This is a genomic window from Sphingobacteriaceae bacterium GW460-11-11-14-LB5, assembly GCA_002151545.1.
In the GTDB taxonomy this organism is placed as follows: domain Bacteria; phylum Bacteroidota; class Bacteroidia; order Sphingobacteriales; family Sphingobacteriaceae; genus Pedobacter.
Map to the genome: position 1 here is coordinate 2,821,647 of CP021237.1, position 25,747 is coordinate 2,847,393.

The 25,747-nt window shown below is 41.6% G+C and carries 17 protein-coding genes; 4 read left to right on the forward strand and 13 right to left on the reverse strand.

What is annotated here, in order from left to right:
• Nucleotides 1–294: 294 nt before the first annotated feature.
• From CA265_11375 to CA265_11395, 5 genes are all read right to left on the reverse strand, one after another.
• The gene (locus tag CA265_11375) at nt 295–864 is read right to left on the reverse strand and encodes a hypothetical protein (protein ID ARS40218.1); all 570 of its coding nucleotides are present in this window, start codon (nt 862–864) and stop codon (nt 295–297) included.
• Nucleotides 865–974: 110 nt separating this feature from the next.
• Nucleotides 975–2,351: a hypothetical protein gene (locus CA265_11380; GenBank protein ID ARS40219.1), complete on the reverse strand. Its 1,377-nt coding sequence runs from the start codon at nt 2,349–2,351 to the stop codon at nt 975–977.
• A gap of 4 nt (nt 2,352–2,355) precedes the next feature.
• Nucleotides 2,356–4,341 carry a hypothetical protein gene (locus CA265_11385; protein ARS40220.1) on the reverse strand — a complete coding sequence of 662 codons (1,986 nt, stop codon included), beginning with the start codon at nt 4,339–4,341 and terminating at the stop codon, nt 2,356–2,358.
• Between the two features lie 165 nt (nt 4,342–4,506).
• Entirely contained in the window at nt 4,507–6,162 is a 1,656-nt protein-coding gene (locus CA265_11390; GenBank protein ID ARS40221.1) for a hypothetical protein, read from the reverse strand.
• Nucleotides 6,163–6,173: 11 nt separating this feature from the next.
• Entirely contained in the window at nt 6,174–9,257 is a 3,084-nt protein-coding gene (locus tag CA265_11395) for a hypothetical protein (GenBank protein ARS40222.1), read from the reverse strand.
• A gap of 334 nt (nt 9,258–9,591) precedes the next feature.
• Between CA265_11395 and CA265_11400 the strand changes: the two genes are divergently transcribed.
• Both CA265_11400 and CA265_11405 read left to right on the forward strand, forming a co-directional pair.
• Nucleotides 9,592–10,608: a GntR family transcriptional regulator gene (locus tag CA265_11400; GenBank protein ARS40223.1), complete on the forward strand. Its 1,017-nt coding sequence runs from the start codon at nt 9,592–9,594 to the stop codon at nt 10,606–10,608.
• Nucleotides 10,609–10,618: 10 nt separating this feature from the next.
• Nucleotides 10,619–12,217 (forward strand): solute:sodium symporter family transporter, encoded by a 1,599-nt coding sequence (locus CA265_11405; GenBank protein ARS40224.1) that lies wholly within the window; start codon nt 10,619–10,621, stop codon nt 12,215–12,217.
• Between the two features lie 4 nt (nt 12,218–12,221).
• Here CA265_11405 and CA265_11410 read toward each other — a convergent pair whose 3' ends face one another.
• Nucleotides 12,222–13,190: an AraC family transcriptional regulator gene (locus CA265_11410; GenBank protein ID ARS40225.1), complete on the reverse strand. Its 969-nt coding sequence runs from the start codon at nt 13,188–13,190 to the stop codon at nt 12,222–12,224.
• A 136-nt stretch (nt 13,191–13,326) separates the two neighbouring features.
• Here CA265_11410 and CA265_11415 point away from each other — a divergent pair, with 136 nt between their 5' ends.
• Together CA265_11415 and CA265_11420 are read left to right on the forward strand one after the other, a co-directional pair.
• On the forward strand, nt 13,327–13,881 hold the full coding sequence (locus tag CA265_11415) for a dihydrofolate reductase (GenBank protein ARS40226.1): 555 nt from the start codon (nt 13,327–13,329) through the stop codon (nt 13,879–13,881).
• Nucleotides 13,882–13,909: 28 nt separating this feature from the next.
• Nucleotides 13,910–14,299 carry a hypothetical protein gene (locus CA265_11420; protein ARS40227.1) on the forward strand — a complete coding sequence of 130 codons (390 nt, stop codon included), beginning with the start codon at nt 13,910–13,912 and terminating at the stop codon, nt 14,297–14,299.
• A gap of 41 nt (nt 14,300–14,340) precedes the next feature.
• On the opposite strand, the gene CA265_11425 is transcribed toward CA265_11420, so the two are convergent.
• The 7 genes from CA265_11425 to CA265_11455 form a co-directional block, all read right to left on the reverse strand.
• Complete coding sequence (locus CA265_11425) at nt 14,341–14,937, reverse strand: hypothetical protein (GenBank protein ARS40228.1); 597 nt, start codon at nt 14,935–14,937, stop codon at nt 14,341–14,343.
• Entirely contained in the window at nt 14,938–17,658 is a 2,721-nt protein-coding gene (locus tag CA265_11430; protein ID ARS40229.1) for a hypothetical protein, read from the reverse strand. It lies immediately after the preceding gene.
• Entirely contained in the window at nt 17,651–17,842 is a 192-nt protein-coding gene (locus CA265_11435; protein ID ARS40230.1) for a hypothetical protein, read from the reverse strand. Before CA265_11435 ends, CA265_11430 begins: the two co-directional genes overlap by 8 nt.
• A gap of 195 nt (nt 17,843–18,037) precedes the next feature.
• Nucleotides 18,038–18,487, reverse strand: coding sequence for a polyketide cyclase (locus CA265_11440; protein ID ARS40231.1), 450 nt, complete (start codon nt 18,485–18,487; stop codon nt 18,038–18,040).
• 200 nt (nt 18,488–18,687) lie between these two features.
• Nucleotides 18,688–20,199, reverse strand: coding sequence for an alpha-L-fucosidase (locus CA265_11445; protein ARS40232.1), 1,512 nt, complete (start codon nt 20,197–20,199; stop codon nt 18,688–18,690).
• Nucleotides 20,200–20,327: 128 nt separating this feature from the next.
• The gene (locus CA265_11450; GenBank protein ID ARS40233.1) at nt 20,328–22,211 is read right to left on the reverse strand and encodes a hypothetical protein; all 1,884 of its coding nucleotides are present in this window, start codon (nt 22,209–22,211) and stop codon (nt 20,328–20,330) included.
• Between the two features lie 9 nt (nt 22,212–22,220).
• Entirely contained in the window at nt 22,221–25,652 is a 3,432-nt protein-coding gene (locus tag CA265_11455) for a SusC/RagA family TonB-linked outer membrane protein (GenBank protein ID ARS40234.1), read from the reverse strand.
• Nucleotides 25,653–25,747: the final 95 nt, after the last annotated feature.

Consider the following 25,747-nt stretch of genomic DNA (forward strand, 5'->3'; position numbering starts at 1 on the left):
TGGCCGTGGAGATACACTTCTGAAGCCTGCTTTTTTTGCACATATTCTAAAACAAAAAAATATTTATCCCTTACTTCGACCTCGCCCAACACTAACTGGCTACCATTGACAGCATGCATAGAATGATCGTCATTGCGGGGAACGAAGCAATCTTAAAGCGCCCGCTAATAACTATTTTGTTTCTCCTTCCTTTAATGACATTGGTAAGAACACAAAAAAGCCTTTCAGAATGTACTGAAAGGCAAATTTTATAATTACAATAAGGATATTTTTACGGATTGATGAACTTACGCTTTAAAATAATTTAAACCCAACAGAGAGATTAAATAAACCACTTTTTTCCCCTAATCCCTTATTAATTTTGGTAAGGCCCCTGCTGTATCTGGCATCGATGCTGATGTTGCCTATATCTACCCCAGCATTAAGCACGCCGCCGAAATTGAGTTTTTTATAATCAAAGCCAACTGGACCTTTTGCTTCATTAAGGGTGTAATTAACATCAGGACCTGCAGAAACCCTAAAATTTAAAGCTTCGGTATCAATAAGCTTGTAACCCACCATAAGCGGCAAATTTAGTTGGTTAAATTTGGGCGTGTAAGTGTTAGCGGCATAAACATATGAACTCTTAAAGCTAACATAATTCAATTCGGGTTGAAAATATAACGATTTCCCAACCCGGGCGAATACCCCGAAATTATAACCTACCTTACCTTTTTTATCTGTTATGGCCTTTACACTTGTTGGCAATGTGGCATAGTTTACACCACCTTTTACACCAAATACCAGGTCAGAATCTTGTGCTTTTGCCGCTCCTGCTGTAATAACCATAACAGCAACTAATAAATAAAACTTGTTCATTTTCATACTTTTTGTTTTTAAATAATTGAATATTTATTGTGTTTTGAAAGTATGACAACGACATTTGGATTTACCCCTACGTCATGATAAAAAAATGAATAGCTTTATTAAAACAGTTAAGCCCTTTTTAGTTTAACTGAGCCTCCTGGTTTTACCCAAACCGCTTTTTTTACAATGATTTTTCCCTGATCATTTAAAAATTTAGGCAGCCAAAGAATTTTCTTTTGGCCGTTATTGGTTAACATGGTAGCCATATTCCCCTCATGTTTTACTGTGATTGAAGTCATTAATACAGGTAAATCTTTTAATTCGGAATTTGTTGTTTTATGACCACGGTATAAAGTGCTGATCTGATTAAGTCGTGCATCGGCCTCTATCCCCATTAATCCTTCTGTAAAACCTTTAATTACCCCGAAAGAAACTTCAGGATATTCCCTCCTGGCTGTTGCAAGATCGGTTAGGTGCAACAAATAGCCATAAGCCTTTTCGGCCTGTCCGTTCTGGTACATGATTAAAGGGAAATACGACAGGTTTTCTACATTCCAGTCTTTTGACAATAAATGTTGTATGGTTTTTTCTTTACGCTCACCCGCTTTTAAGGCATCGAACCAAAGTAAAAAGGTTTCTCCTTCATCCATACCGAACTTATTGTCGTTCGAATAAAAAGTATGGTACCGAGAAACACGATCATTCCACCACAAAGCATCGATACTTTTCTGATAAGCTGCAGCCTTTTCTTTAAACTGTTTGGCTTGATCATGTTGCCCTTTTAAATCAAGCATGGCTGCATACGACATTAAACCCCTGTAGATGGCACCAACAAGATCGACTCCCATTTTAATATTGGGTACACCTTCGGAATAGGAAGGTAAACCACGGCACCGATGAAAAGCATCCTGATCATTGAAAGGTACCGGGGCATTTGGATGTGTAGGCCTTTTCAGCAATGAATCTGCCTGCAATACCCAGCGGTTAATATATTCGGTTACCGATTTTTCATGAAAGTTTTTAAACCCCGCACCATTGATGTATTCAAGGTCGCCTGTCCATAAATATAACTTCCAGCTGGCATTTAAAATATCAAAATTCGCATTCAGGTTATACCAGAACGCTGTATCATTGCGGTAATCCTCTACGGCTGGCTTTCCTAAATGGTTAATTTCCCAATAAGAACACCAATCTTTAGATTCGGATATATTATTGACAAATAGCCTGAACATATTTTTATTTTCCTTAGCCAGGCCCAGTATCTCCCCTCCAATGCTCTGATGAGCGACATCGCGCATACAGAATGCCGATCTTGGCGGCAATGCAGATTCGTACCAGGGGCCAACCGGATCGGTGGCTTTACCTTTGTAACTCAATGCCATTTCTTTCGCCCGAATAAATGCGGTTTGTAAAGCGGCATCAGTTGATTTAAAAGTTACTCCGCCCTGAGCATAAACGCCACAGCATAGGCAAAGAAAAAAGTGTACAAAAAGAAGTCTTTTCATGTGTTTAATATAAGTTAATTTCTACAGCCTGTTTTCCGTCCCAGTTGATTTCCTGTTTTTTGCCCGTTTCCTGCTCCACCAAAATCCTGATTTTTCCTCCAATTTTGGAAACCGTAATGCCAAAATCGCTGTTAAATGCCCTGATGTGTTTAAGCGACATTTGCTTCCAGTCTGAAGGAAGATAAGGGCACAACCGGAATGATTTAAAGCCCGTAGGTTGTATACCAAACAATCCTTCGGTTATGGCCCGGCAATATAATCCACTCTCTGCCGAAAGATGGCGCTGATCTCCCTCTGGCCAGGCTTCAACAGCATAAGGCACATGTTCGCCCAGCAAACGTTTGGCGGTATAGTATTTCAGGTATTTCATGGTTGTATCGGTTATTCCGGCGTTAAACAAACCGCGTACCGCATATAAAAGCGAACGGTCCCAGAATACTTTTGATCCCGATTCGCTTAACATCCCGTCTTTCGTCCACAGATAATCAGACAATAGTGCCTTGGCGGTCTGTGCTTTTCGGTCGTAAATTCCCATCACCAGGGGCATTCCTATCCATGACCGAAGCTTATCGTTTCCTTCATAATAGCGGTAGGTATCGAATCCCTGCACTTTGGCACCAAAATATTTCTCTATGGCTGTTTTTAATGCAGAAGCTTCTTTACGCAATTTTGCTGAAGTGGTTTTATCGCCAAGACTTGCTGACAGATCAGCTGCACTGATCAATGCGCCATAAGCCAGTGTATTGGTTGACAGGTTAATTTTACCAGCCGGGAACCTGCCTTCCAGCTCATCCGAATCGGAAGCAATTACCCCGTCTGCACTTTTTTTCCTTCTTGAAAATTCCAGGCACCATTCTATCAGCGGCCACAACTGTCGCGCTTCAGCGGTATCCGCGTAAGCCAGTGCAAACCTCGATGCCCCATAAGCAATCATAGCCATATCACCGCGATCGCCAGCACCGTTCCATTGATCTGTTCCTTCGGCAATGATCGAACTTGGAATTGGCTTGTACTCGGGATTCATGTATTTGGCAAACAGGCGGAAACTGTTTTTAGCACTTTCATTCCCCGCAGCATTACCTAAAAAAGGAAAAAACGGATCCATATATTCTGCCTGATCATTTGCCCAGATTGCAGCGTAATAAGATCCACCACCGGGACCATGCATTAAACCATTTTTTGTATCAAAAATACTTTCAGACGCCCTGATTTTAGCAAAAGCAAACATCTGGTTCAAGGTATCATTTGGCGTTTTCAGCACCAGTTGTTGCGTCATTTCGCTTACAAAATTCCTTCGCTTTAACAATTCGTATGCTGATGAAAAAGTATAAGGTTGATCGGCTGTTTTCCTTGCAGAATAAACAATGGCATAACTTTGTTCTTCTCCCGCTTTTAAAATAAACCTGCCAGCACCAAATATTTTTGTATGGAGCAGATAGGTGCCATAAACACCTTTATTTCGTGCGGTGCTATCTGTTTGGTCAAACTCAGGAACAACAATTTCGACTGGTTTCAATCCCTTATTTTTAAATACCGTGTGTTCAATAAATGCCGGTTTATCAGTTGATGGAAAGAGCTCACGTAATACACTTACATTTCCGATCTCAGATTTAACCTTTACCGAACCATTGATTGAGAAAGCCAAAGGTTGCTCGCTTAAAGGTGTTCCGTCGATCAAAACAGGAGGTGTTACCTGATCGAAATCCCTGATTAGGCTCCCACGGGTATCGTTCGGGATCGTCCGCAGCATCGGGAACACGAGTTTTCTTTTTAAGATCAGATTATTTTTATCGTTTACACCATAGGTAATTATTGCGGAAATTTGTTTCCCGCTCATTTCTATCTGATCGGTATGTTTGGCATTTTTTTTAACGGTCCATTCAATGCCCCCGTTCTTTTGCAGGTGCCAGCGTAAATCCTGGGCGTTTACATCAAAACCATACAGCAAAAACAGGATGAACGGTACAAATTTTATCAGGAAAGATTTCATATCAAAAAGGGAAAAATGGAGGTCTGTTCATCAATACAATTTTTCTTCAAATCTGTCACGTTGAGCCTGTCGAAACGCCTTAAATCTTTTAATAATGCCTTCGACAGGCTCAGGATGACAAATTCTATTATTTATGAGACAACCTTCATTAAAAATAGCATTTAATTAATAATTTGGATTTTGCACAATGGCAGGGTTCTTTTGTATTTCACTTCTGGGTATAGGATAGAAATAAAAACTTGGCACCCAGGTACGCTCCTGAACAGTCATTAATGCATAGGTAAAAGTACCATTTGCTTGTTTGGTAATCGTTACCCCTTTAGCATCTTCCGAACCTGTTTCTGCTATCCCCCATCTTCTGATATCAAAATAACGGTGTCCTTCAAAACAAAGTTCTATCCTGCGCTCATGTCTAATCTTATCCATTAATACCGCTCCCGATCCACTTACGGCTGGCATACCCGCCTTTTCGGTTCTTATTTTATTGAGGTAGTTTAAAGCCTCGCCATCTTCACCAATTGCAGCACAGGCTTCAGCATAATTCAAATAGATTTCTGATAACCTGAAAACCACCCACTGGCTGGCATCGTAATCCTGAACATTCCAGTCGAAGGCCTCGTTTACCATTTTTTTCACGCAATACCTGGTTTTAGATGCATTCCATGGTGAATAAGGACTTTGGGGAGAATCATCACCACCTTCGTAAAAGCTGGTTAAACGCCCTTTAAACTGCTGGTTATTGGCCAAAATCGTTGCATAAAATCTGGGCTCTCTGTTCAGATATGGCTCTTTTGCCTGTGCCGGATTGCTCCAGCTAAATTTGGTACCATCGGCCATTTCAAAATCATCAACCATTTGTTGCACCACATTGTAAGCGCTGTAACCATTATAACCATTTGGACTCAGATCCCGGCTCACGGTATTGTAGCGATCGGCTCTCACCAGGCCGCTGTATACCCTCGAAAAGATAATTTCTGAATTGAAAAAATCGAGATAAGTTTTGTTATAGGTACCATTGGCCGCATTGCCGTATAAAGCATATTTAGGTGTAGCGAAATCAATTACGGCTTTGGCGGCTAATTTTGCATCTTCCCACAACTTCTTATCGTTCGTTTTGTTAAAATACGGGCTCGCAGCATACAGTAAAAGTCTCGATTTTAAGGCCAGAGCTGCTCCTGCGGTGGCGCGACCTTTATCATTGCTATTTGCATAAACGGTTGGCAGGGTTTTTAGTGCCTCCGTTATGTCGGCAAGGATGAAATCCTTTGTTTCGTTCCAGGTGGCTCTTTTTTCGTTAAAGCTTTTATCGTTCACATCGTAAACCTTAACAATAAGTGGTACACCACCAAATCTTTTTAGCAGTTCGAAATAGGCCAAAGCACGTAAAAAATATACTTCGCCCTTCATGGTTTTAACCGCATCGCCCCCTCCTGTTACCTGATTAATATTTGCAAAGAATATATTGCTGTAACGGATAGAAGCATACATTTTGTTCCAGTGGTTCAGCGATCCTGAGCTTTGGTTATCTGGCGTGGCTTCCCCACGAACATACAGGTTTTCATTGGTCCAGTTAAAGTTTCCGTAAAGCTCATCGGTTTGCGCGCCCCAGCCTAGTCCGCTATCCTGGTAAGCCAGCACGGTTTGATCGTAAATACTGTTTACAAAAACCTGAACCAATTTTGGATCGGTCCACACATCCTTTTCTGAGTAAGCATTTAAAGGCTGCAGCTCAAGCGCCTTTTTACATCCTCCGGTTAACAGCAGGGTACAAATGAGTAAAACCGCGCTGTTGATTTTATAATTATTGATGTTCAATTTCATGATATAATTTTTTAAAAGGTAATGTTTGCGCCAATATTGATCACACGCTGTTGTGGATAATACTGTCCTGAATTACTTGGGGTTTCGGGATCAAACGATGGCCCGAAGCGATCGATAGAAAAAAGGTTGGTTCCGCTGATGTAAAGTCTTATATTTTGCATTTTTATCTTTTCAATCCATGTTTTTGAGAAGGTATAACCCAGCTCAATATTCTTTAGCCTTACAAAAGCCGCATTTCTTAACCACAAATCCGATTCAAGGGTATTTACGCCGAATGTCCTGCCTGTTGGGCCGCTAAAGTTTCTTGGATATTGATTATCGCCGGGGTTTTGCCATCTTTCTTCAAAAAATTCCTGAACCATATTTAAACCCGCCGGTGCCAGGTAAGATTTGGCCCTTGCCTGCCCCTGAAAGAAAACCGTAAAATCTATGTTTTTCCAGCTGGCACCAACCGAAGTACCAAACATAATTTCTGGTGTGCGGGTAAGTGGTGTTCTCACTTTATCCAGGTCGTTAATTGCACCATCATTGTTGATATCCTTATACCTGATATCGCCTACACCAGTACCTGCCGGATGCGGTGTACTGTTAATTTCCTGTTGATTTTGATAAATACCATCACTCTGGTACAAAAACCACGAATCAATCGGAATATTGGTTTTGCGCTGATAATCGGGAATATTCGCAGCTTCATCCATAAAAATCACCTTGTTCCGGGCGAAAGTGATATTGCCCCTCACGTTGTATTTAAAAGAATCGCCAATGTTGTTGTGGTATAAAACCTCCATCTCTATCCCCCGGTTTAATACTTTCCCCAGGTTTTCACTTGGTAATGTCAAGCCTGTATAACCTGGAACAGATTCACTTCTGGTGATTAGAATGTTAGAACGCAGCGATCTAAATACATCGATATTAACCCCTAACTTTCCCTTAAAAAACTGTGTTTCCAAACCGATATCGGTGGTATTGGCCAGCTCCCAGGTAATGTTCGGATTTGGGGTTGGTCCTAAAATAAGTGAAGAAACCTGCGAAGCGCCAGCGCCCAAAGAATAACCGTAACCACTGCCTAGCAGGTAGGTTTGCAGGTAATTGAATGCAGAAACCGCATCATTACCGGTCTTGCCCCACGAAGCCCTCAATTTCAGTTCATTAATCACTTCAGACTTGAAAAAATCTTCTTGTGAAATACGCCACCCTGCCGATACGCCCGGGAAAAAACCATAACGTTTTCCTTGCGGGAAATTCTGAGAACCATCATAACGCATGGTATAATCTAACAGGTATTTACCTTTATAATTGTAAGAGAAACGGCTAATGTAATTCACACGTGCAGCCTTTGCAGCACTCGAATTGTTCTGCTGACCGATAAGGCTACCTGCAAAAAGCTGATCTAAACTATTGCTCAGGAAATTAGACCGGTTAGCGTTAATGATGTCGGTATTTCCTTTAAAGCTTTCGAAGGCAACAAAGGCATCAAAAGTATGATCGCTGATCGTTTTTGAATAACCTAACTTTAAGTTTAATAAACCCTGGTTAATATCGCCCCGCTGTTCAAATAAAGATGGCGTAATCGAAGAAATCACCTGGGTATAACCTTTCGTAGCCGAATTATAGCGGTATGCAGGTGGCGGTGTTTTGGTAAACGATTTGGTTTTCGATATCGTTTTATCAAACGCATAGTACCCATCCACAAAAAGTCCTTTGGTTACTTTATCCAGCTTCCAGCTAAAAGATGCTTTGGTTTGCAGGTAATCAGTAGTGAATTTTTGATATCCGGCCTCTCCCGAAGTAATGTAAACCATACTGTTATCCGGACCGCCGCCAATACCCACACCAACAAGCTCATTGTCGTATATTGGGGTAAGGTAAGGATAAGCTAACCATAACTCCCTGAAAATTCCCCCTGCATCATAACCACGTTTAGCTGCATTGCGGAATTCGTTACGGTAACTCACATCCACGCCCATTTTAAAATTATCGGTCACATTCACATCTATATTTGCCCTCGCCTGGTCTTGTGTGTAATAAGCGGCATCGCGTTTATAAATACCGTCCTGTTTCTGGTGCTGACCGGAAAAGAAATAACTCACCTTATCTGTTCCGCCACTAAGCGAAAGAATGTGATTTTGCTGTAAGGCACGTTTTTTCATTACGGCATCCCACCAATTGCTGTTGGGATAAGCCAGCGGATCAGATCCGTTTCGGAATTTTTCAATATCTTCTGCTTTCCATGTTAATTGCTGACCAACCAGCGCATCATATTCATTGGTCGCCTGTGCATATTGGTAAGCATTCAGCATTTCCGGCACACGTGTAGGTTCTGTTGTAGCCCAATTGGTTCCAAGTGAAAACACTGGCCGACCCGATTTACCTCTTTTTGTGGTGATGAGGATTACCCCATTTGCCGAGCGGGCACCATAAATAGCCGCACTTGCATCTTTGATCACCGTAAAAGATTCGATATCAGCCGGGTTCAGCCTGGCAAAACCGCCCGATCGGTCGGGAATTCCGTCAATTACCACCAATGCACCTGTACTGCCTAAAGTACTTTTTCCACGGACAAATACATCAGCATTATCGTTACCCGGCTCACCGCTTCTGGTATTTACAATAAGGCCCGGAACCTGACCGGCAATAGAATTGGTCAGGTTGGTTGAAGGCGATTTTGCCAGTTCAGCTCCACTAATAGTGGCCACCGCACCCGTTAAATTTGCCCGCTTCTTGGTACCATAACCCACCACTACCACATCATTAAGGCCAGCGCCCGAGGTTTCGACCAACTGCACCTCTATGTTGGTTTTATCACCTACCGTAATTTCCTGATCGGTGTAACCCACATAACTGAATATTAAAATGGCATTAGCTGGAACGCTTAATTTGAATCTTCCATCGGTATCCGTTTTTGTGCCCTGCTGGCTTCCCTTTACCCTAACCGAAGCCCCTGGTAAGCCCAGGCCATTATCTGTTACCCTGCCCGAAACCTGTTGCTGGGCAAACGAGGGGAGACAAATAGCAAAAAAGAGCAGTAATAAAATAAGCTTTTTCCAGAGCAAATCGGGATAGCCTAACTTTTGAAAAGTAAGTTTTAAGTTCATATTTGGTTTATTTTGGTTGGAATAAAAAGATAGTCTAGTTAATCTAGTCTATTCTGTTCTATTATTATGTAAATATAAACGATCTTTTATTAGAATTGCAAAACTTATTTTTCGTCTTTTGAAAAAAAACCGGATTCAGCAGAAGGCTGCCTTAACAAAACCAGGCCATTTTGTGCCTTTATTGTTACATAATCTATCTTTACAGATCAATATGCTGAAAATGAGATGTGGAATATTTTTTTTCGATTGTTGATTAACTGAATTTTATTACCTTGTAAATTAAAAGGCGAACAAGAATTACAAACCTATAGACTAGTGTAGCCCAATCTACTTTATGATCACTATTTTTGAAAAAATACAGGAGCTCGAAGAAATCCCCTCTTATTCAAAACATGAACAGTTTGTTCAGGGTTTTATTAATGCCATTGATGAAAGGATTATTTCTAAAGGAGAAGCGCTGCCTTCTATCAATGTGCTGATTAAAGAACTTGGTTTTGCCCGCGAGACAGTCATGAAAGGTTATCGCGAATTGATTAGCCGGGGTATAGTGGAATCGAAAAAGCGTTTAGGTTATTTTGTAGCTAACGACGATACCGAACAAACCTTAAAGGTAGCCCTGCTCATGTACCTGATCGACTCTTTCCAGGAGCAGTTTTACCGTAATTTCAGAAACGAACTGGGGCCAAATGTGCACATCGATGTTTTTTTTCACCATGGAAATATTACCATGTTCGAAACGATGCTGGATATGATCAAAGGAAAATATGGTGTTTATGTAATTTCGCCAATTCCACATCCTAAAACCAAACATTTGTTAGATAGCCTGCCGAGCAATAAACTCATTATGTTCGACCGTTACGAAGCTTTAAAAGGTGAATTTAATTATGTTACGCAGGAATTTGAGCATTCTACTTACCAGGTTTTAGCCGAACTTGCTGATACCATCAAAAAGTTCGACGAAATGATTTTCTTCCATGTGCCCGGTTCATTGGATCCTGTCGAAATTATCAGGGCCTTTAAAAAGTTCACCAAAGATTTTGCCGTAAATACACGGATAATAAATGAATATGAGCCTGGAAGTGTAGAAAAAGGCAAGGTTTATTTTACACTGAACAACTCAGAAATCTGGAAAATCCTGAAAGATTGCGAAGCAAAACAGCTTCAGGTGGGCAAAGATATCGGTATTCTTTCGCACAATGATGAGGTTGTAAAAGAGCTTATCGGTGGGGGCATTACCACTTATTCGGCCGATTTTTCGTTAATGGGCAAAAAAGTTGCACAGGCAGTGCTCAAAAAAGAAAAAATCCAGGAAGTCATTCCAACGGTACTCATCAGAAGAAATTCTTTATAAGCCAGAGCAGATGAACACTACAGCCTTTGTTACTTTTATTGTGGTCACCTTTCTGGTTGCCTTAATTTCCTGGATCAAAACCCGAAAGCATAAAATCACCACTTCTGCAGGGCTTTTTCTGGCCAACCGTACCTTAAGTTTTACGGCCGTAGGGAGTGCTTTATTTTTCACCAACATCAGCGCGGCCGAATTTGTAGGCAGCAGCGAATCGGTATACATCAACAACATGACGGTAATGGCCTGGGGGGTAAGTTCTGTATTTGCCATGTTACTGGTTTCAGAATTTGTAATTCCGGTTTATTTAAAAGGCGCCATGTCTACAACCCCCGATTTTCTGGAAAGCCGCTACGATCCGCAAACGAAGAAACTCGTATCCTTACTTTTTCTGATCGGATATCTCATTAACCTGTTGCCTATTGTACTCTACAGCGGTGCCATAGCACTAAATGGCCTGTTTCATTTTTCCGATATCTGGAACATCAGTTATGGCAGCAGCATCTGGATTTTGGTTTGGTGCATCGGACTTGTGGGCAGTTTATATTCTATACTGGGTGGTTTAAAGGCCATCGTTATTTCTGATCTGGTATTAGGTGCCTGTATGTTTACCGGTGCTTTATTGCTGGCCTATTTTGGGGTGCAACATGTTGGAAACGGAGACCTGCAACAGGGCATACACACCATTCTCACCTCAAAAACCGAACATTTTAATTCCATAGGAAAAGCGGGCGATGCCATTCCTTTCTCGACCATTTTTACCGGTATGATTTTGATGAACCTCTTTTACTGGGGTACCGAACAGGTAATTGTGCAGCAGGCCCTGGCTTCTTCAGATCTTAAAACCAGCCAGAAAGGAATTGCACTGGCCTGTGCGGGTAAACTCCTTGGCCCTCTATTATTTATGCTGCCAGGAATTATTGCTGTTCATATGTACAGCAATATGCAGAATACCACTGAAGTTTTTTCGAGGGTGGTAAGCGATGTATCGCCTCCTGTGCTCAGTGGTTTTATTGCTGCCGTTATTTTTGGCGCAGCTATTACCTCATTTTCTCCCGGATTGAACAGCGCAAGCACATTGTTTATCCTTAATATTTATAAACCTGCCAAAGAAAAGAAAGGCATAGTGGTTACTGAAGCGAATATGTTAAAAAGTTCGAAAAGATTTGAAATGTTTGCCTCCTTACTGGCCATGTTCATTGCACCATTATTCATCTTTTCTAATGACAGCTTTTATACCTTTATGCAGAAGATAAACGCAGCGTTTAGTATCCCCATCTTTACCATTATGTTTGTAGGATTTGCAACCAAAAAAGTTCCGCCAATTGCTGCAAAAATAGGTTTGGGATTTTGCTTCGTCGCCTATATTCTTACACAAATGGTTTTTGATACCGGTATTCACTTCCTCCATGTACTGGCCATTCTATTTGTGGTTACCACAGCCATTATGCTCATCATAGGAAGACTATACCCCTTGAAGACTCCCTATGTAGCCCAGAACAAACAGGTTGTTGATTTAAAGCCATGGAAAAACCGTTATTGGGTAAACGGACTCTTACTGCTTATTATGGTTTTAATGTTTTTATTGTTCTCGCCTGCATATCTCGCTGATTGAGGATTTAAGTCCTTGCATATTTTCGTTTATATTCTATCGGCGATAAACCTGTAATGCGTTTAAAGATTTTCCTGAATGCTTTTAAATCGTTGTAGCCGGTATCTTCCATAATAAATGGCAGATCTTTATGGTTCATTTCGATGGCTTTTTTGGCTGATTCTATCCTTACCCTTTGCAGGTATTCGAAAGGCGTATTATTGGTGGCAGCTTTAAACCGGCGGATAAAATTACGTTTTCCCATATTCACCAGGCTGGATACCTCCTCCATGGCGATATCGTTCGGGTAATTTTCTTCAATGTACTGCTGGGCTTTTAAAATATCTTTATCATCATGCTGATGCTGCCCTGTAAATACCTTAAAGTGTGCCTGGCTGGTTCTGTCCATTTCAATGGCAAACATCTTGCTAATCCATAAAGCAGCTTCGCGGCCACAAAATTTCTCGATCAGGTAGAGGATCAGTTTAAGTGAAGAGAATGCCCCGCCGCTGGTATAAACCCCATCCTGGTCGGTAGTTACCAAATCGCTTTTCATGCTGATTTTGGGGTAACGTTTCTGCATATCGGCTGCTACCGCCCAGTGCGAGGTTACTTCTTTGCCGTCAAGCAAACCCGCTTCAGCCAAAAAGTAACTGCCTACGCATAAACTGGCCACTTCGGTTTTGCTGGCGTACATTTCTTTAATCCATTTCACAGCAGCCTGATTTCTGCCTAATACACCATCATTACCTACACTGAAGGAGGGGATAATAATCAGGTCAGCTTGTTGTACATCTTCATCATTCAACTGCCGGATATTGACGTTGTTAAAATGAAAAGGGATTTCGTGGCCTTTCTCTGCAACCAAACTTAGTGCAAATACAGGCTTTTTACCCGCACGTTCCATATAACGGTTGGCACCACTCAATAAATCCACCACACCTGTAACCGAGGAAGGTACAGCTTCATCGAAAATATAAAGGCAAACATTTAACATGCTTAAATAGTTATTTTTATGATTACTAAATTAGGCATTTTACTTGTCACTTTTACGCCCTCAAGTTGTCATTTATGCCACCTAAATGATATCAATAATCTACAGAGATTTGTAAACAGATCAAGAAACATCAACTATGGGCAAATTAAATGTATTCAATTTTATCAGTCTGGATGGCTATTATAAAGATGCCAGCAATGGGATCGACTGGCACCAGCATGGGCAGGAAGAGGGCGAATTCAGCGCAAAAAACCTGGAACACGATAGCATGCTGCTCTTTGGCAGGATAACCTACGAAATGATGGCATCGTGGTGGCCATCACAAAATGCCATTGATGCGATGCCTGAGGTAGCCAGGGGCATGAACCAGGCCGAAAAGGTTGTGTGTAGCAATACCCTGCAACACGCCGACTGGCAAAATACGCGGATCATAAGTGGAGATATATTAACTCAAATAGTAGCCTTGAAGAAAACATCGCCAAAAGACATTACCATTTTAGGCAGTGGTAACCTGAGCGCACAACTGGCGGAAGCAGGATTGATTGATACCTATCAAATCATGATTGATCCTGTAGCCATTGGTCAGGGTACGCCTATTTTCAGTGGGATGCAACAGCAATTGAATTTAAAACTAACTGATACCCGCAGCTTTAAAAGCGGCACCGTATTATTAAGTTATGAAGCGCTATAATTAAGAATCTATACCTAAATATATAATTATGAAAGCAAAAATCTGGGCCAATTTAGGCGTTAAAAATGTAGAGAAAAGCAGGACTTTTTACACCAAACTCGGTTTTGAAAAAAATGCAGGTCCCGAGAGTGATGAGTTAGCCAGCTTTTTATTTGGAGAAGATAATTTTGTGATCCACTTTTTTAAGGAAGATAGTTTAAAAAAGGGCATGAAAGGCGAACTCGCCGATTTGAGCAAGGGAAACGAGGTCATGTTTACCATTTCGGCAGAAACCAAGGAAGAAGTAGATGAATGGGCGGTAAAAGTAAAAGATGCCGGCGGTGCAGTATTCTCACCTCCAGAGGAATTTCAGGGCATGTATGGCTGCGCTTTTGCGGATCCAGACGGCCATAAGTTTAATATATTAAAATGGAAATAAGTATATACCAGCGGCCTGTAATGCAGGCCGCTTGCTTCACATCAATTTTTCATTCTATTTCTCAACGTATCTTCCTTTACTTTATTCCAGTAGGCACAATCCAGTTGCAAAAACACAGAAGTATAAGGAATTACTTCATTTGTTTTGATTACGAGTACTTTGAACAATTTCGATTCAGTATCTAATTTCTTAAAAACAGAATCATGCAGCATCGTTTGTACAGGCAGGTTACCCAGCGTAGTTTCGATGCTGGTTTTAAATTGAGTTAACCCTTTGGCCTGCTGCTCAGTAATAAAACCGAGCTCCTTATCGCGGTAAACAATCGGTTTTACATGGCCCGAGAGATTGATCTGCGCAAGCACCTGTTTCAAAACCGCATTGAGGTCTTCATTTGCATAAATATATTCCATTCCTGCAGCATTTTGTTCCGGGAAAGCCTTATCTACAATTAAAATCCAATTTCGGTGCCCCAGCATAGGCAATTTTGCATTAAATGCCTGTTCCCAGCTCTTAGAAGCACCATTTAAGGGTTCTTTTTCCTTTGTCGGTGCAGTACAAGCTGATAGAAATAGTCCACCTGCAATCAATGAGCGGGCAGCGGACTTCGTTATCAAACGGAATGGGTTCATATATTTCATTTAAGCAATGTTGACAGTTAAAATCTGATTCTTTTGAATGTTTAAGGTTTCTTTTATCAGGATTTCCACCACATTATTTTCCTGTTTAAAAGTTAAAGGGATTTGTTTTCCGCCCAATTCAACCGAAACTGCAGTTAGTTTTCCTCCGCCAAGTTTTTCCAGAGCGATTTTATTCAAAGCCAGTGTACCATATTTCAGTTCGAAATGGTGGATTTGTTTAAGTCCGGCTTTTTGCTGGCTATAAGTTCCCCAGCCCATTGCGGTAGTAAAAGGTGCTTTAAAGTTCTCTTTGTTCCATTTCGGGGCAAAAGCCATATATCCTTTTGGACCATGGTACTCAAAACCACAGGCGGTAATAAAAGTCCCGTAACTTGCCATTGCCCTTGCATAATGGTCGCTACATTCTATTTCATTGAACGGGTTTCGCTTTGCCGCGTGGTGCCTGTCATGAATAACACGGGTTAAGATCAGACTTTCCTGTACCATGCCTTCAGCCATAAAATGTGCGGCTACCTGATGTTCAAAGCCGCTCATGCACTCATGAAAATAACCCAGCTGCCAGCCTACATTTTCTCCAAATGGTTTAGGTTCGTTATGGGGATTGGTATTCATCACCATTCCCCCCTCACCTGGAAGTGCATACGGGCGGCCACCGGTATGGGTCTTGATATAAGGCCCCACATCCATGGTAAAATTATATTTCCATAAGGCTTTTAGTGCAGACAATGCTTTTTCCTTATCCAATACGCGCGGCAAACCCACCTGAAAAGCCCAGCTTTGTCCGTAAACCTGATCAATATGGCAGGTATTATAAGAACCCAGTTTTTCACGGCCCTGAACGGCATCCGGACGGTGGATAAAATACTCTCCATTAAACAGTTCTTTTTCCATATTCCTGCGTCCGTTGTTTACATAATTTTCGCAGATTTTGGCGAATGAAGTATCCTTTACTTCTTCTGCCATGGCCTGTGCTGCTCTTGCCGCAGCAATACAAAGTCCTACTATCCAGGCAATTTCTCCTTCCCATACTGCATCCAGGGTATTCTCCATTGGCGTATCGGTCATGCCATCTCCGTTCTTGTCCTGATCGAGCATAAATTGCACAGCTTTTTTGATCTTTGGCCAGTTGGCCTGTAGGAAAGCATTATCCTTGCTCATTTGATGTTCGCGATAGAACCTGAGCACCGTACCGGCCTGACCATCAATAGCCGGCCTGCTTTCATTTTCTGCCCGGAAAATAATGGCGCCGGTATCTGCTTTAAATCCAACGCCCAGGTCAACATGCTCACGCAGGCCTTTCTCTAGTTCTGGAAAAATCCTGGCTACAGCCTGTGCGTATTGCCAAACGTGGGTACAGGTACCTGCGCAGGCCCCCACACCTTCCCAGCCCCAGAACCTGCCATCGGCAAAGCGGTAGGTATTGGCAGTAGCCAAGGTACCTATGTTTACAAAAGTCCTTTCTAAAAACCAATGCGGCAAGGTCGAATTGTTCCAGGTGCTGCTCCACAGCTCAGTGGTCGCAGATAGTTCCTCGAAATTGGCATCTATAAATGCCGAAACTGCGCCGGCATCTTTAAACTTCGTTCCGTAATGATAGCCATCTTCGGCATCTTTAACCAGTTTTTTAAGCTTTGGATTAGGGTTATTAAAATGCCAGCTTATCGAATAATCTGCTTTCAGTGATTTTCCCGGCAATAATTCACCAGAAAGGCCAATACTACCCACGAGTTTTTCTGGCGCCGCTATGGTTGCGGTAGCTGTTCGTGCCTGATCAAAATCCTTGCTTCCTATAGGCCATGGACTAAATGATGCCTGGGCTTTGCCTCCCGGGCTATGCAACATAAAACTTATGGTTCCACCATCACCAGCGGCCTTTACTTCTTCGTTTGTAGATTCAAAAGATGAAAATATACCCGTAGATTTTTCAAGTGTAATGACCTGGTTTTTTCGCTGTCCGGTATTTAGTTTCCCCGTGAGCTTATTTACCCCATTTTCCATCCAGCCCAAAACAGAAACTTTTAAAGGGTTTTTACCTTTGTTTACGACTGCCAGGCGCAAAATGGTGGCTGGTAAAGCCGATCGTTCCGCATCAAGCGGAATAAAAGGCGAATAAACCTTTAGGTTTACTTCAAGCGGAAATGCTTTGCTGCTGTATTTAATATTGGCTACAGGATAAGATGCGGTAAAACTAACCTCATCCCAATCACTTTCATTGAGTTCTTTTATCACATTTTTTCCATCGATCACCGTTTTAACAGCGAAACCCTGATCGAGTACGCGTTTGTTATCGGCAATGGCAGGTTCTACATATGCCGCACCGTCTCTCACACGTATTTTACGTACCGTAGTCCCATCGTTCCAGTTCACCACTTTCGGGTCTATCCCTTCCTGTGGTCCTTCAAAGGTTTCGTTATAAATCTGCCAGAGCCAAAGCCGTCCATCTCCACCTACATAAACAGTTCCGGCATGCAAGCCTCCTGCAGGCATACCAATATATTTTAATTCATTTTTACTTTTCAGGTAAGTGCTTGCCTCTCCCCTGTTAAAAAGCGAACGTGCCCAAAACGGATCGATTCCTTTATCTTCCGGAATATTGTGTAAGGGATAATCTTGCGCAAAAATGCTCCGGGCCCAAACCGGAAACCATAATGTAGCCAGGCCTGCTGTTAACAAACCTGTCTTTTTAAGAAAATCTCTTCGACCAACTGTATGATTATGCATAAGAATTCTGTGTAGTGATTAATGTGTGTTTAATTGAGCTGATGTTATCCGTTCCTCCACGCTTTTTTATAAGTTCAGCTGAAGATAATGATCGCGAAAGCGGCGTATCTTTAATAAAAATGGAAATAGCTGCGCTATCGATAGCCATCCATTTGCGCCCGGAAAAATCAGATAGTTGGATCATTATTGGTTAGGGATAATACCAATTTAAATATATGTTTATTCAGCCGATATCGCCCCGCTTCTACAAAAAGACTTAATCATTTGGCAAAATCGCTTAATATCAGCTATAAACACAAAAAACCCCCTGAAAGATAATCTTACAGGGGTTTTCAAGCCATGGGTTGGCCAGTGATTAGGTATTAATTCCTTTAATTAATTAAGCATCCGGTATTTCAGGTTCCACCAGTTTGGCTAACTTTTCGAGCGATTCCTGCCAACCGAGGTAACACATCTCTACAGGTATAACAGCGGGAATCCCTTCTTGTGTAATTTTAATTTCAGTACCCACTAGAGTCTTTTTGAACGAAACGGAAGTGATCATCTCACCAGGCAGATTTGGATCATCAAACTGATCGGTATACTTAAGAAATTCGTTTGGTGTAACTTCAAGATATTTCCCCCCGAAGGAATGACTATTTGAGGTGGAAAAATTTTGAAACGACATTTTAAAAGAACCGCCTAGTGTGACTGTCATTTCGTGAACAGTACAAAGAAAACCATAAGGAGGTAACCATGAAGCAATGGCCAGAGGTTCGGTGAATGCACGGTATATTTTTTCTGGCGACGCTTTTAAAACCCTGTGCAATGAAACGCTGTTGTTCGACATAAAATCATTTTTTAATTTCCTACTCTTTAGGCTTTTCGGTTTCGCCCGTTTTTTGGGGTGGTCGCTGCTCCACCAGCTTATCGGTTTTTCATATTAATCCCGACTATACAAAGATGGCATGTAAATCCGGGTTTGCCGGTGGCAATATGCGACAATGTTAGAGGGGCTTTACGGCCAGGCTAATACCCGGGCTTTAGCGTTTATTTTTTTTCATCCAAAAGATACAGTCCAAATTCGGCAAGTGTAGGGTTCAATCTTGACGATAAAATCTTAAATCTTACTTTCTTCGCCGTAACCGCATCAAATTTTAATAAACGTTTATAACCTACAGTGGTTCCCGATGCAAAATCTTTCCATTCAGCACCATCAAAGTATGCTGCTGCAAACTTTTCTATGCGCTGCCCTACTGCAATATTTTCCTGTAATGAAAGTACATTGAAGGTCACTTTTTCAGGCCAGTTTAACTCGAAGGTTACCGTTGTATCTTTATCATTGGGGGTAAAATAAGTATTCAGTTTACCATCGAACATCGCTTTTACTGCTTTTGATGAAATCGAATTGATGGCAGCCGATTTAGCGATATTGTTTGAAAATGTCTTTTTCATTTCCTGACCAAAGGCCTCAAGGTTTTGAACATCGCGATCAGCGATCAATCCTTTAGTATTAGGCGGGATATTTAAAAGCAAAACACCATTTCTTCCAACCGATGTAAAGTAAACCTCCATCAAACGTTTAGGTGTTTTTACTTTTGCATCTTCGTTGCTGTGGTAAAACCATCCCGGACGGATACTGACATCAGTTTCTGCCGGGTACCAAACCAAGCCTGTCGCATTGGCTAGTTTAGCCCTGCTCCCACGGTCCTGATCTTTGTAAGAACCCGATAAAGTTGGGATTACATTTACTTCCTTCTGCGATAAAGCCGCAATCTTTTCCTGGCTTTGTTCGGCCATTGGCAAAACACTCCATTCTGTTTCGCGGCCAACACCAGTTTCGGTACCTACCCAGCGTACATCCGGTCCCTGAACAGCGATAACCGCCTGGGGTTGCAGCTTTCTAATCAGGCTGTACCAGGCATCAAAATCGTAAACCTGCTTTTTGCCGTTCGGTCCTTCACCATTTGCGCCATCAAACCACACCTCATCTACCTTACCATATTGGGTCAATAATTCGGTAAGCTGATTTACAAAATAGGTATTGTAAGCATCCGATCCGTAGGAAGGATTGTTGCGGTCCCATGGCGATAAATACACGCCAAAACCAATATTATATTTTCTGCAGGCATCTGCAACTTCTTTTACGATATCGCCTTTGCCGTTTTTGTAAGGTGTATTTTTGATGCTGTGCTCTGTAAACTTACTTGGCCATAAACAAAAACCATCGTGGTGTTTAGCGGTAATGATGGCCTGTTTAAAACCTGCTGCCTTTATGGCTTTAACCCATTGCTCTGCATCGAGCAATTCGGGATTGAATTTAGAGATGTCTTCTTTCCCATCGCCCCACTCGCGGTCGGTAAAGGTATTGATGCCAAAATGAAAAAAGGCGGTTAACTCCAAACCTTGCCAGCGCAACTGCCTGGCAGAAGGTACAACATTGGCTGCTTTAGTTATTATGGTGCTTTGATTATCTGTTTTAGAGATGCTTACATAACTTTTTTGCTGTCCATAAGCCTTGGCCGTTAATAATAAGGACAGTACAATGAGGGTATTCTTCATTTGATTATTTATCGTTTGTGTGTTTAATAATGTTCTAAAATATATAAAAAGCAGCAACCAACAAGGGCTACTGCTTTCGAGCGCTTATTATGTATGCTTAAAGAAATGTTAAAAACAAGCCATATCCATTACCAGCCTGGATTTTGAACAAGCTTTCTGCTCTTTTGGATTTCGGCTAATGGAATTGGCCATAAGTAGTAAGCCCTTGTAAATACCCTTGTTTCATATTGGGTACGCTTTAGGAAATCAGCATCGGTAGCGCCGCCTACATTCATTCCATAAAAAGGTCCGCCCTGAGCCCCCTGACCAGAAGGTTTCTCTGCAATCATCCATCTGCGCACATCAAAATAACGTTGCCCTTCAAAACAAAGTTCTACCCTACTTTCGGCCCTGATGGCATCGCGTTGTAAGGACTGATTGCCCAGAATAGCCGGATGACTAACGCTCCATTTAGGGATCCCGGCTCTTTCGCGTACCAAATCTACATATTGTGCAATTTTAGGATCAGCAGCATTTACTTCATTTAGCGCTTCGGCATATAACAAATAAAACTCAGCCAAACGGAATATAAATGAAGGGTGATAAAATGATTTGGGTGCGGTGGTAACCGATTGGCTTACTGTCCTGTTTAATCGTTTGTACATATTATATCCGGTAATCGAATAATTAGAAGCAATATCATTTCCATTGCCAACCGTAAACTTAATCAGGGCATTGGTTACCGGCCATTTTTTACCATGATAAACAATAGATGCATAAAAACGAGGTTCTCGGTTCACATACATATTAAAAGTTCCGGCTTCCGATCTGCCCGCCGGCACTTCCGTAACCGTTGAAAAACCAGTTTCACTATAACCGGACCCAGGATCGTTAATAGACTTACCATTTTTCATAAAAAAAGCATCAACCAACTCCTGCGTTGGACCTACATTTCCATATCCGCCCTGGCTTCTAGGAGTAGCCCTACGTACCGTACCATCGCCCGATGAAATACTGCCATAAGCCTCGTTACCACTCGCCCAGATTACTTCTGAGTTCATGGCCTGAAACAACTGGTAAATAGATTTATCGGGATCCAGCACCCCGGCAGTATATTCTCTATACAAATCGTATTTCCCTACCGAGAAACTGATAAAATCCTGTAATGCGTTAACTGCTTTCTGCCATTTCGAATCATCTTTTGCAGGAAACAATCGCTTACCATCTTTATTGGTTAAGGCTAAACCTTCGGTAAAACCGCCGTTATACAATGGGCTTGCTGCCAGTACAAGTGTTTTGGCCTTTACAGCCAATGCAACCCCTTTTGTAGGTAATCCCAGGTTATTAATATCTGTTAATGTTATATACTCATCCAAATCTGGCGCAACGGCATCCATTTCTCTGGTGATATAGTTTACTACTTCATCTACACTATTGCGTTCGAAATCCAAATCTGCATCATCAGGATTAACCGTTTTATCCATAATGGGTACCGGCCCGTAAAGTTCAAACAACAAGTAATGATAATAGGCCCTTAAAAAACGTGCCTGTGCCATTAATTTTTTAAACTCAGGTTCCTCAATGGCATCAGCTACTGTTCCGCCTGAAGATGTTCCGCCTACCCTTGGGATAATTTTGGCATTGGCCATAAATACATTGGCCTGGCGGATATACAGATATAGATCCCAGCGGCTAAAGGGTGCGTTTGAAGCATTAAAACCTGCCGGAGGTTCTACCCTAAATGCGCCCTGTTGATTTCTATTTTCATCAGTAAAAGCCGGCCAAGGATTATCTACCCCCCTAACGGCAACGGTAGACAAACCAAAAACCATTGCCGAAGAAGTACCAATACCGGCAAAAATATTTCGGTGAAAAGAACGCGCATTGGCCGGACTGGAAAAAATCTGATCCAGCGTTAACTGGCCCGCAAGTTCGTCGGATACATTTAAATAATTTTTACTGCATGATCCCAGGCTCAGGATAAAACAGCAAAGCAATATGATTTTATATAATTTTGATTTCATGATTCTCACTTTATAACACTATAAATTAAACTCAAGCCCAATGGTATACGAACGTGGTATTGGATAATTTAACCCTTCGTTGGCATTTCCAAGTTCAGGATCCCACATCTTAATGCTGTCCCAAACGGCAATATTATTCCCCATAACATAGATTCTTCCGGTTTCAAACCCAATTTTCTGAAGCATTTTTTTAGGGAAACGATAGCCCAGTTCTATGTTTTTTAAACGGATAAAACTGGCATCACGCAACCACCAGGTACTGGCCACCTGATTGTTGGCAAAACTGATGGAATGTAACCTTGGGAACATCACATCCTGACTTGGATTGGATTCGCTCCACCTGTTAGACGCTTCGGTTCTTAAATTTGATTCTTCGACACCAAATGCAAAAGGAAAAAAGTTACCTGCTGCATTTTGGCCAAATACAGTTGACGTTTTTGCCACCCCCTGGAAAAATATACTGCCGTAAAAACCTTTGAACTCGGCATTAAGTCCGAAACCATATACTACTCCAGGATTAGCCGGATCCCCGCCCGCATAATAACTTCTGTCGAAGTTATCGATCTTGCCATCGCCATTTAAATCCTTGTACTTAATATCTCCTGGTCTTACGGCTCCACCTAAGGTGCTTACAGGAAGACCATTTTTTAAAGTGTAAGTTCTTTTACCAGCGGCATCGGTAGTGAGTGTAAAATCATTATCGGCGTATAATCCATCGGCTGTATACAAATTCCATTGGCCAATGCTGGTACCGGTTTGGTTCATCCAGGGATAAGGTTGAGCGAGCTCATCAATTTCCAGTATTTTATTTTTAGCAATGGTTAAATTACCTCGGGCCGTTAATTTTACCTGACCAATGTTCTGTCTGATATTGATCGACCCGTCCATTCCTTTGTTTGATACCGAACCAAAGTTTTGCCATGGCGACTGCCTGAAACCAGTTACTCCCGAAACCGTTCTGCGCTGTAATAAAATACTCGAACGGATGTTATTGAAATAATCAACAGATATATCAACCGCTCCCCTGAACAATTCCATATCAACGCCATAATTCTTTTTATTTTCAATTTCCCAGGTTAAATCTGGTGCCTCAAAACGACCTTCAATAATACTTGTCAGGGAATTTAAAGAACCTGTACCGCCAATACCGATGGGATAACCGGTGGTCCCAGTTGTATAGGTTCCTCTATAAAGAAATCTTGCGCCACCTGTATTGTCATTACCTGTTTTACCTACAGAGGCCCTAAACTTTAAGGAGGATACGATATTTTTTAAAGCTTCAGGATAAAAAGGCTCATTACTGGCAAACCATGCCCCACCTACTGCCGGAAAAAAACCAAAGCGGTTTTCCGGTGAAAAAGCTTCACTTCCGGTAATACCAAAATTCCCTTCTATGGAATAACGGTTGGCATAATTATAGGTTATCCTCCCCACATAGGCCTGCTTTTTAAAAGCTAAAGCTTCGCCTTGTTGCTGTGCTTCTTTCTGATAAGTTAACAGCATGGCCCCAACGGTATGGTCGTTGGCAAAAACCCTGTTATAATTTAATGAACTCTCTAAATAGATGTTTTTTTGGCCATTGCTTGATTCTACAGGCTCACCCAGGGCGGTTTCCGCATTCCCAACCTGAGCAAATATCAGTTTACCATTGGCATCTCTGGAGGATGCATAAAACTGTTTAGGCGATTTTAGCCTGTTCATGAGGTAATTCATGGTAGCATCAAAACTAACCACGCCTCTAAAACTCAATCCTTTGGTGATAAAATCTAACTTTTGGTCTAATGATAATTTTGATTGTAAGGTGGTTCTCCATTCTTTTGCATAACCCGATTCCATTAATAAGTTATATGGATTCACCCTGTTCGAACTTGGAATACCTGGATGGCCAGCTATTGTTCCATCAGAATATATGGTTGGAAAAAGGTATCCCGGTACGCCCATCATTCTGGAAAAAATAGTCGCAGTACCGGTACCGGGGTAATTGGTTAAAAGATACTGACCGCTTAAATCTACGCCCAGGATGGTGGTTTTGGTTACATTTAGATCGATATTGCTGCGTAAATTATAACGTTTTAAACCCAGGTTATTATCGTAGATATTATTGGGATTGGATTTAAAAATGCCATTTTCCTGGTAATAAGCACCAGAAACGAAGAATTTCGCCACATCGCCTCCGCCTCTAAAATTTAGCGTATGCCTGGTGTTGTAACTGGTATTGCGGAGCATTTCATCTAAAAACTTAGTATTGGGATATAAATCCCGATCGGATCCGTTTTTATATAAGGCTAACTGTGCATCCGTTTTAAAAACCGGACTATCTTCATTACGCAAGGCTTCATTGTAGGCAAAAAGATAATCGTAAGAGTCCATAAATTCTGGCAGCTTCGTGGGTTCATTTTGACTATACTCTCCGCGGTAGGTAATTTTAGTTTTTTGCACAATTCCCCTTTTCGAGGTAATTAAAATTACGCCATTCGCTCCTTCTGCACCATAAACCGCAGTTGCAGCGGCATCTTTAAGCACGTTGAAAGTTTCAATTTCATCTGGCTCAATATCGCTCATGGCCCTTGGTATACCATCGACTAAAATTAACGGGTTGGTACCGCCGGCAAAGGAGCTGACACCACGGATCCAGAATTCGGCATTATCATAGCCGGGTTCGCCCGATCGCTGAATAGCAATGATACCCGGAACCTGACCTGCAATGGCATTGGTTAAACTCCTGGTCGGGAAACGTAAAGCTTCGCCCTTCACAGAAGAAACCGAACTCACTATGCTTGATTTTTTCTGTTTACCAAAGCCAACCACCACAACATCGTTAAGGTTCGAATTATCCTGCTTTAAAATAACATTTACGATAGTTTTCCCATTCAAAGGAACTTCTTTGGTAACAAATCCCACCAAACGAAATTCCAGTATCGATCCTTCAGGAACATTTTTTATTTTAAATTCTCCATCCAGATCGGTCGCAGCGCCTAAATTGGGTTTGCCTTTAACCTGTACCGTTACACCGGGAAGAGGCATTCCCAATGAATCTTTTACCGTACCTCTTACTTCTACCGTTACTTCGGTAGCTTTGGTTCTCAACTCGATAATGGTAATGGTTTCTCCATGGATATTAAAACCTAATCCCGAATTTTTCAGGGCCCTGGTAAGCGCAACATTTATGTCGGCATTACTGATATTAAAGGTAACAGGAGCTACTTTTTGAATACTTTCTTCTTTATACAAAAAGCGGTATTTGGTTTGTTTGTTCAATTCAGTAAAAACTTCTTTGAGTGGGAGATTTTTTACAGAAATATTAACCTGTTGCGCTTTACTATTGGCGAATACCCCCAATTGGAGCACAAAGGTTAAAAGGATCACAAGTTTCATAATTTTGAAAACTATTGGTATACTCGGAATTGCTTCCCGATTGGCAATATTTTGTCCGTGACAAAAGAAATTCATACTTTCGTTTGATTTAGGTGATAGAAATAAGTTCGGTTTTTATACTGTTTTTTTGAGCCTGAATTACTTACCGGGAGTGGTGGTACACTTCCGGT

Excerpts from the sequence above, each read along its gene's own strand:
- CA265_11375 (ARS40218.1), bottom strand. The coding sequence starts at position 864 with ATGAAAATGAACAAGTTTTATTTATTAGTTGCTGTTATGGTTATTACA.
- CA265_11380 (ARS40219.1), bottom strand. The coding sequence starts at position 2,351 with ATGAAAAGACTTCTTTTTGTACACTTTTTTCTTTGCCTATGCTGTGGC.
- CA265_11385 (ARS40220.1), bottom strand. The coding sequence starts at position 4,341 with ATGAAATCTTTCCTGATAAAATTTGTACCGTTCATCCTGTTTTTGCTG.
- CA265_11390 (ARS40221.1), bottom strand. The coding sequence starts at position 6,162 with ATGAAATTGAACATCAATAATTATAAAATCAACAGCGCGGTTTTACTC.
- CA265_11395 (ARS40222.1), bottom strand. The coding sequence starts at position 9,257 with ATGAACTTAAAACTTACTTTTCAAAAGTTAGGCTATCCCGATTTGCTC.
- CA265_11400 (ARS40223.1), top strand. The coding sequence starts at position 9,592 with ATGATCACTATTTTTGAAAAAATACAGGAGCTCGAAGAAATCCCCTCT.
- CA265_11405 (ARS40224.1), top strand. The coding sequence starts at position 10,619 with ATGAACACTACAGCCTTTGTTACTTTTATTGTGGTCACCTTTCTGGTT.
- CA265_11410 (ARS40225.1), bottom strand. The coding sequence starts at position 13,190 with ATGTTAAATGTTTGCCTTTATATTTTCGATGAAGCTGTACCTTCCTCG.
- CA265_11415 (ARS40226.1), top strand. The coding sequence starts at position 13,327 with ATGGGCAAATTAAATGTATTCAATTTTATCAGTCTGGATGGCTATTAT.
- CA265_11420 (ARS40227.1), top strand. The coding sequence starts at position 13,910 with ATGAAAGCAAAAATCTGGGCCAATTTAGGCGTTAAAAATGTAGAGAAA.
- CA265_11425 (ARS40228.1), bottom strand. The coding sequence starts at position 14,937 with ATGAAATATATGAACCCATTCCGTTTGATAACGAAGTCCGCTGCCCGC.
- CA265_11430 (ARS40229.1), bottom strand. The coding sequence starts at position 17,658 with ATGCATAATCATACAGTTGGTCGAAGAGATTTTCTTAAAAAGACAGGT.
- CA265_11435 (ARS40230.1), bottom strand. The coding sequence starts at position 17,842 with ATGATCCAACTATCTGATTTTTCCGGGCGCAAATGGATGGCTATCGAT.
- CA265_11440 (ARS40231.1), bottom strand. The coding sequence starts at position 18,487 with ATGTCGAACAACAGCGTTTCATTGCACAGGGTTTTAAAAGCGTCGCCA.
- CA265_11445 (ARS40232.1), bottom strand. The coding sequence starts at position 20,199 with ATGAAGAATACCCTCATTGTACTGTCCTTATTATTAACGGCCAAGGCT.
- CA265_11455 (ARS40234.1), bottom strand. The coding sequence starts at position 25,652 with ATGAATTTCTTTTGTCACGGACAAAATATTGCCAATCGGGAAGCAATT.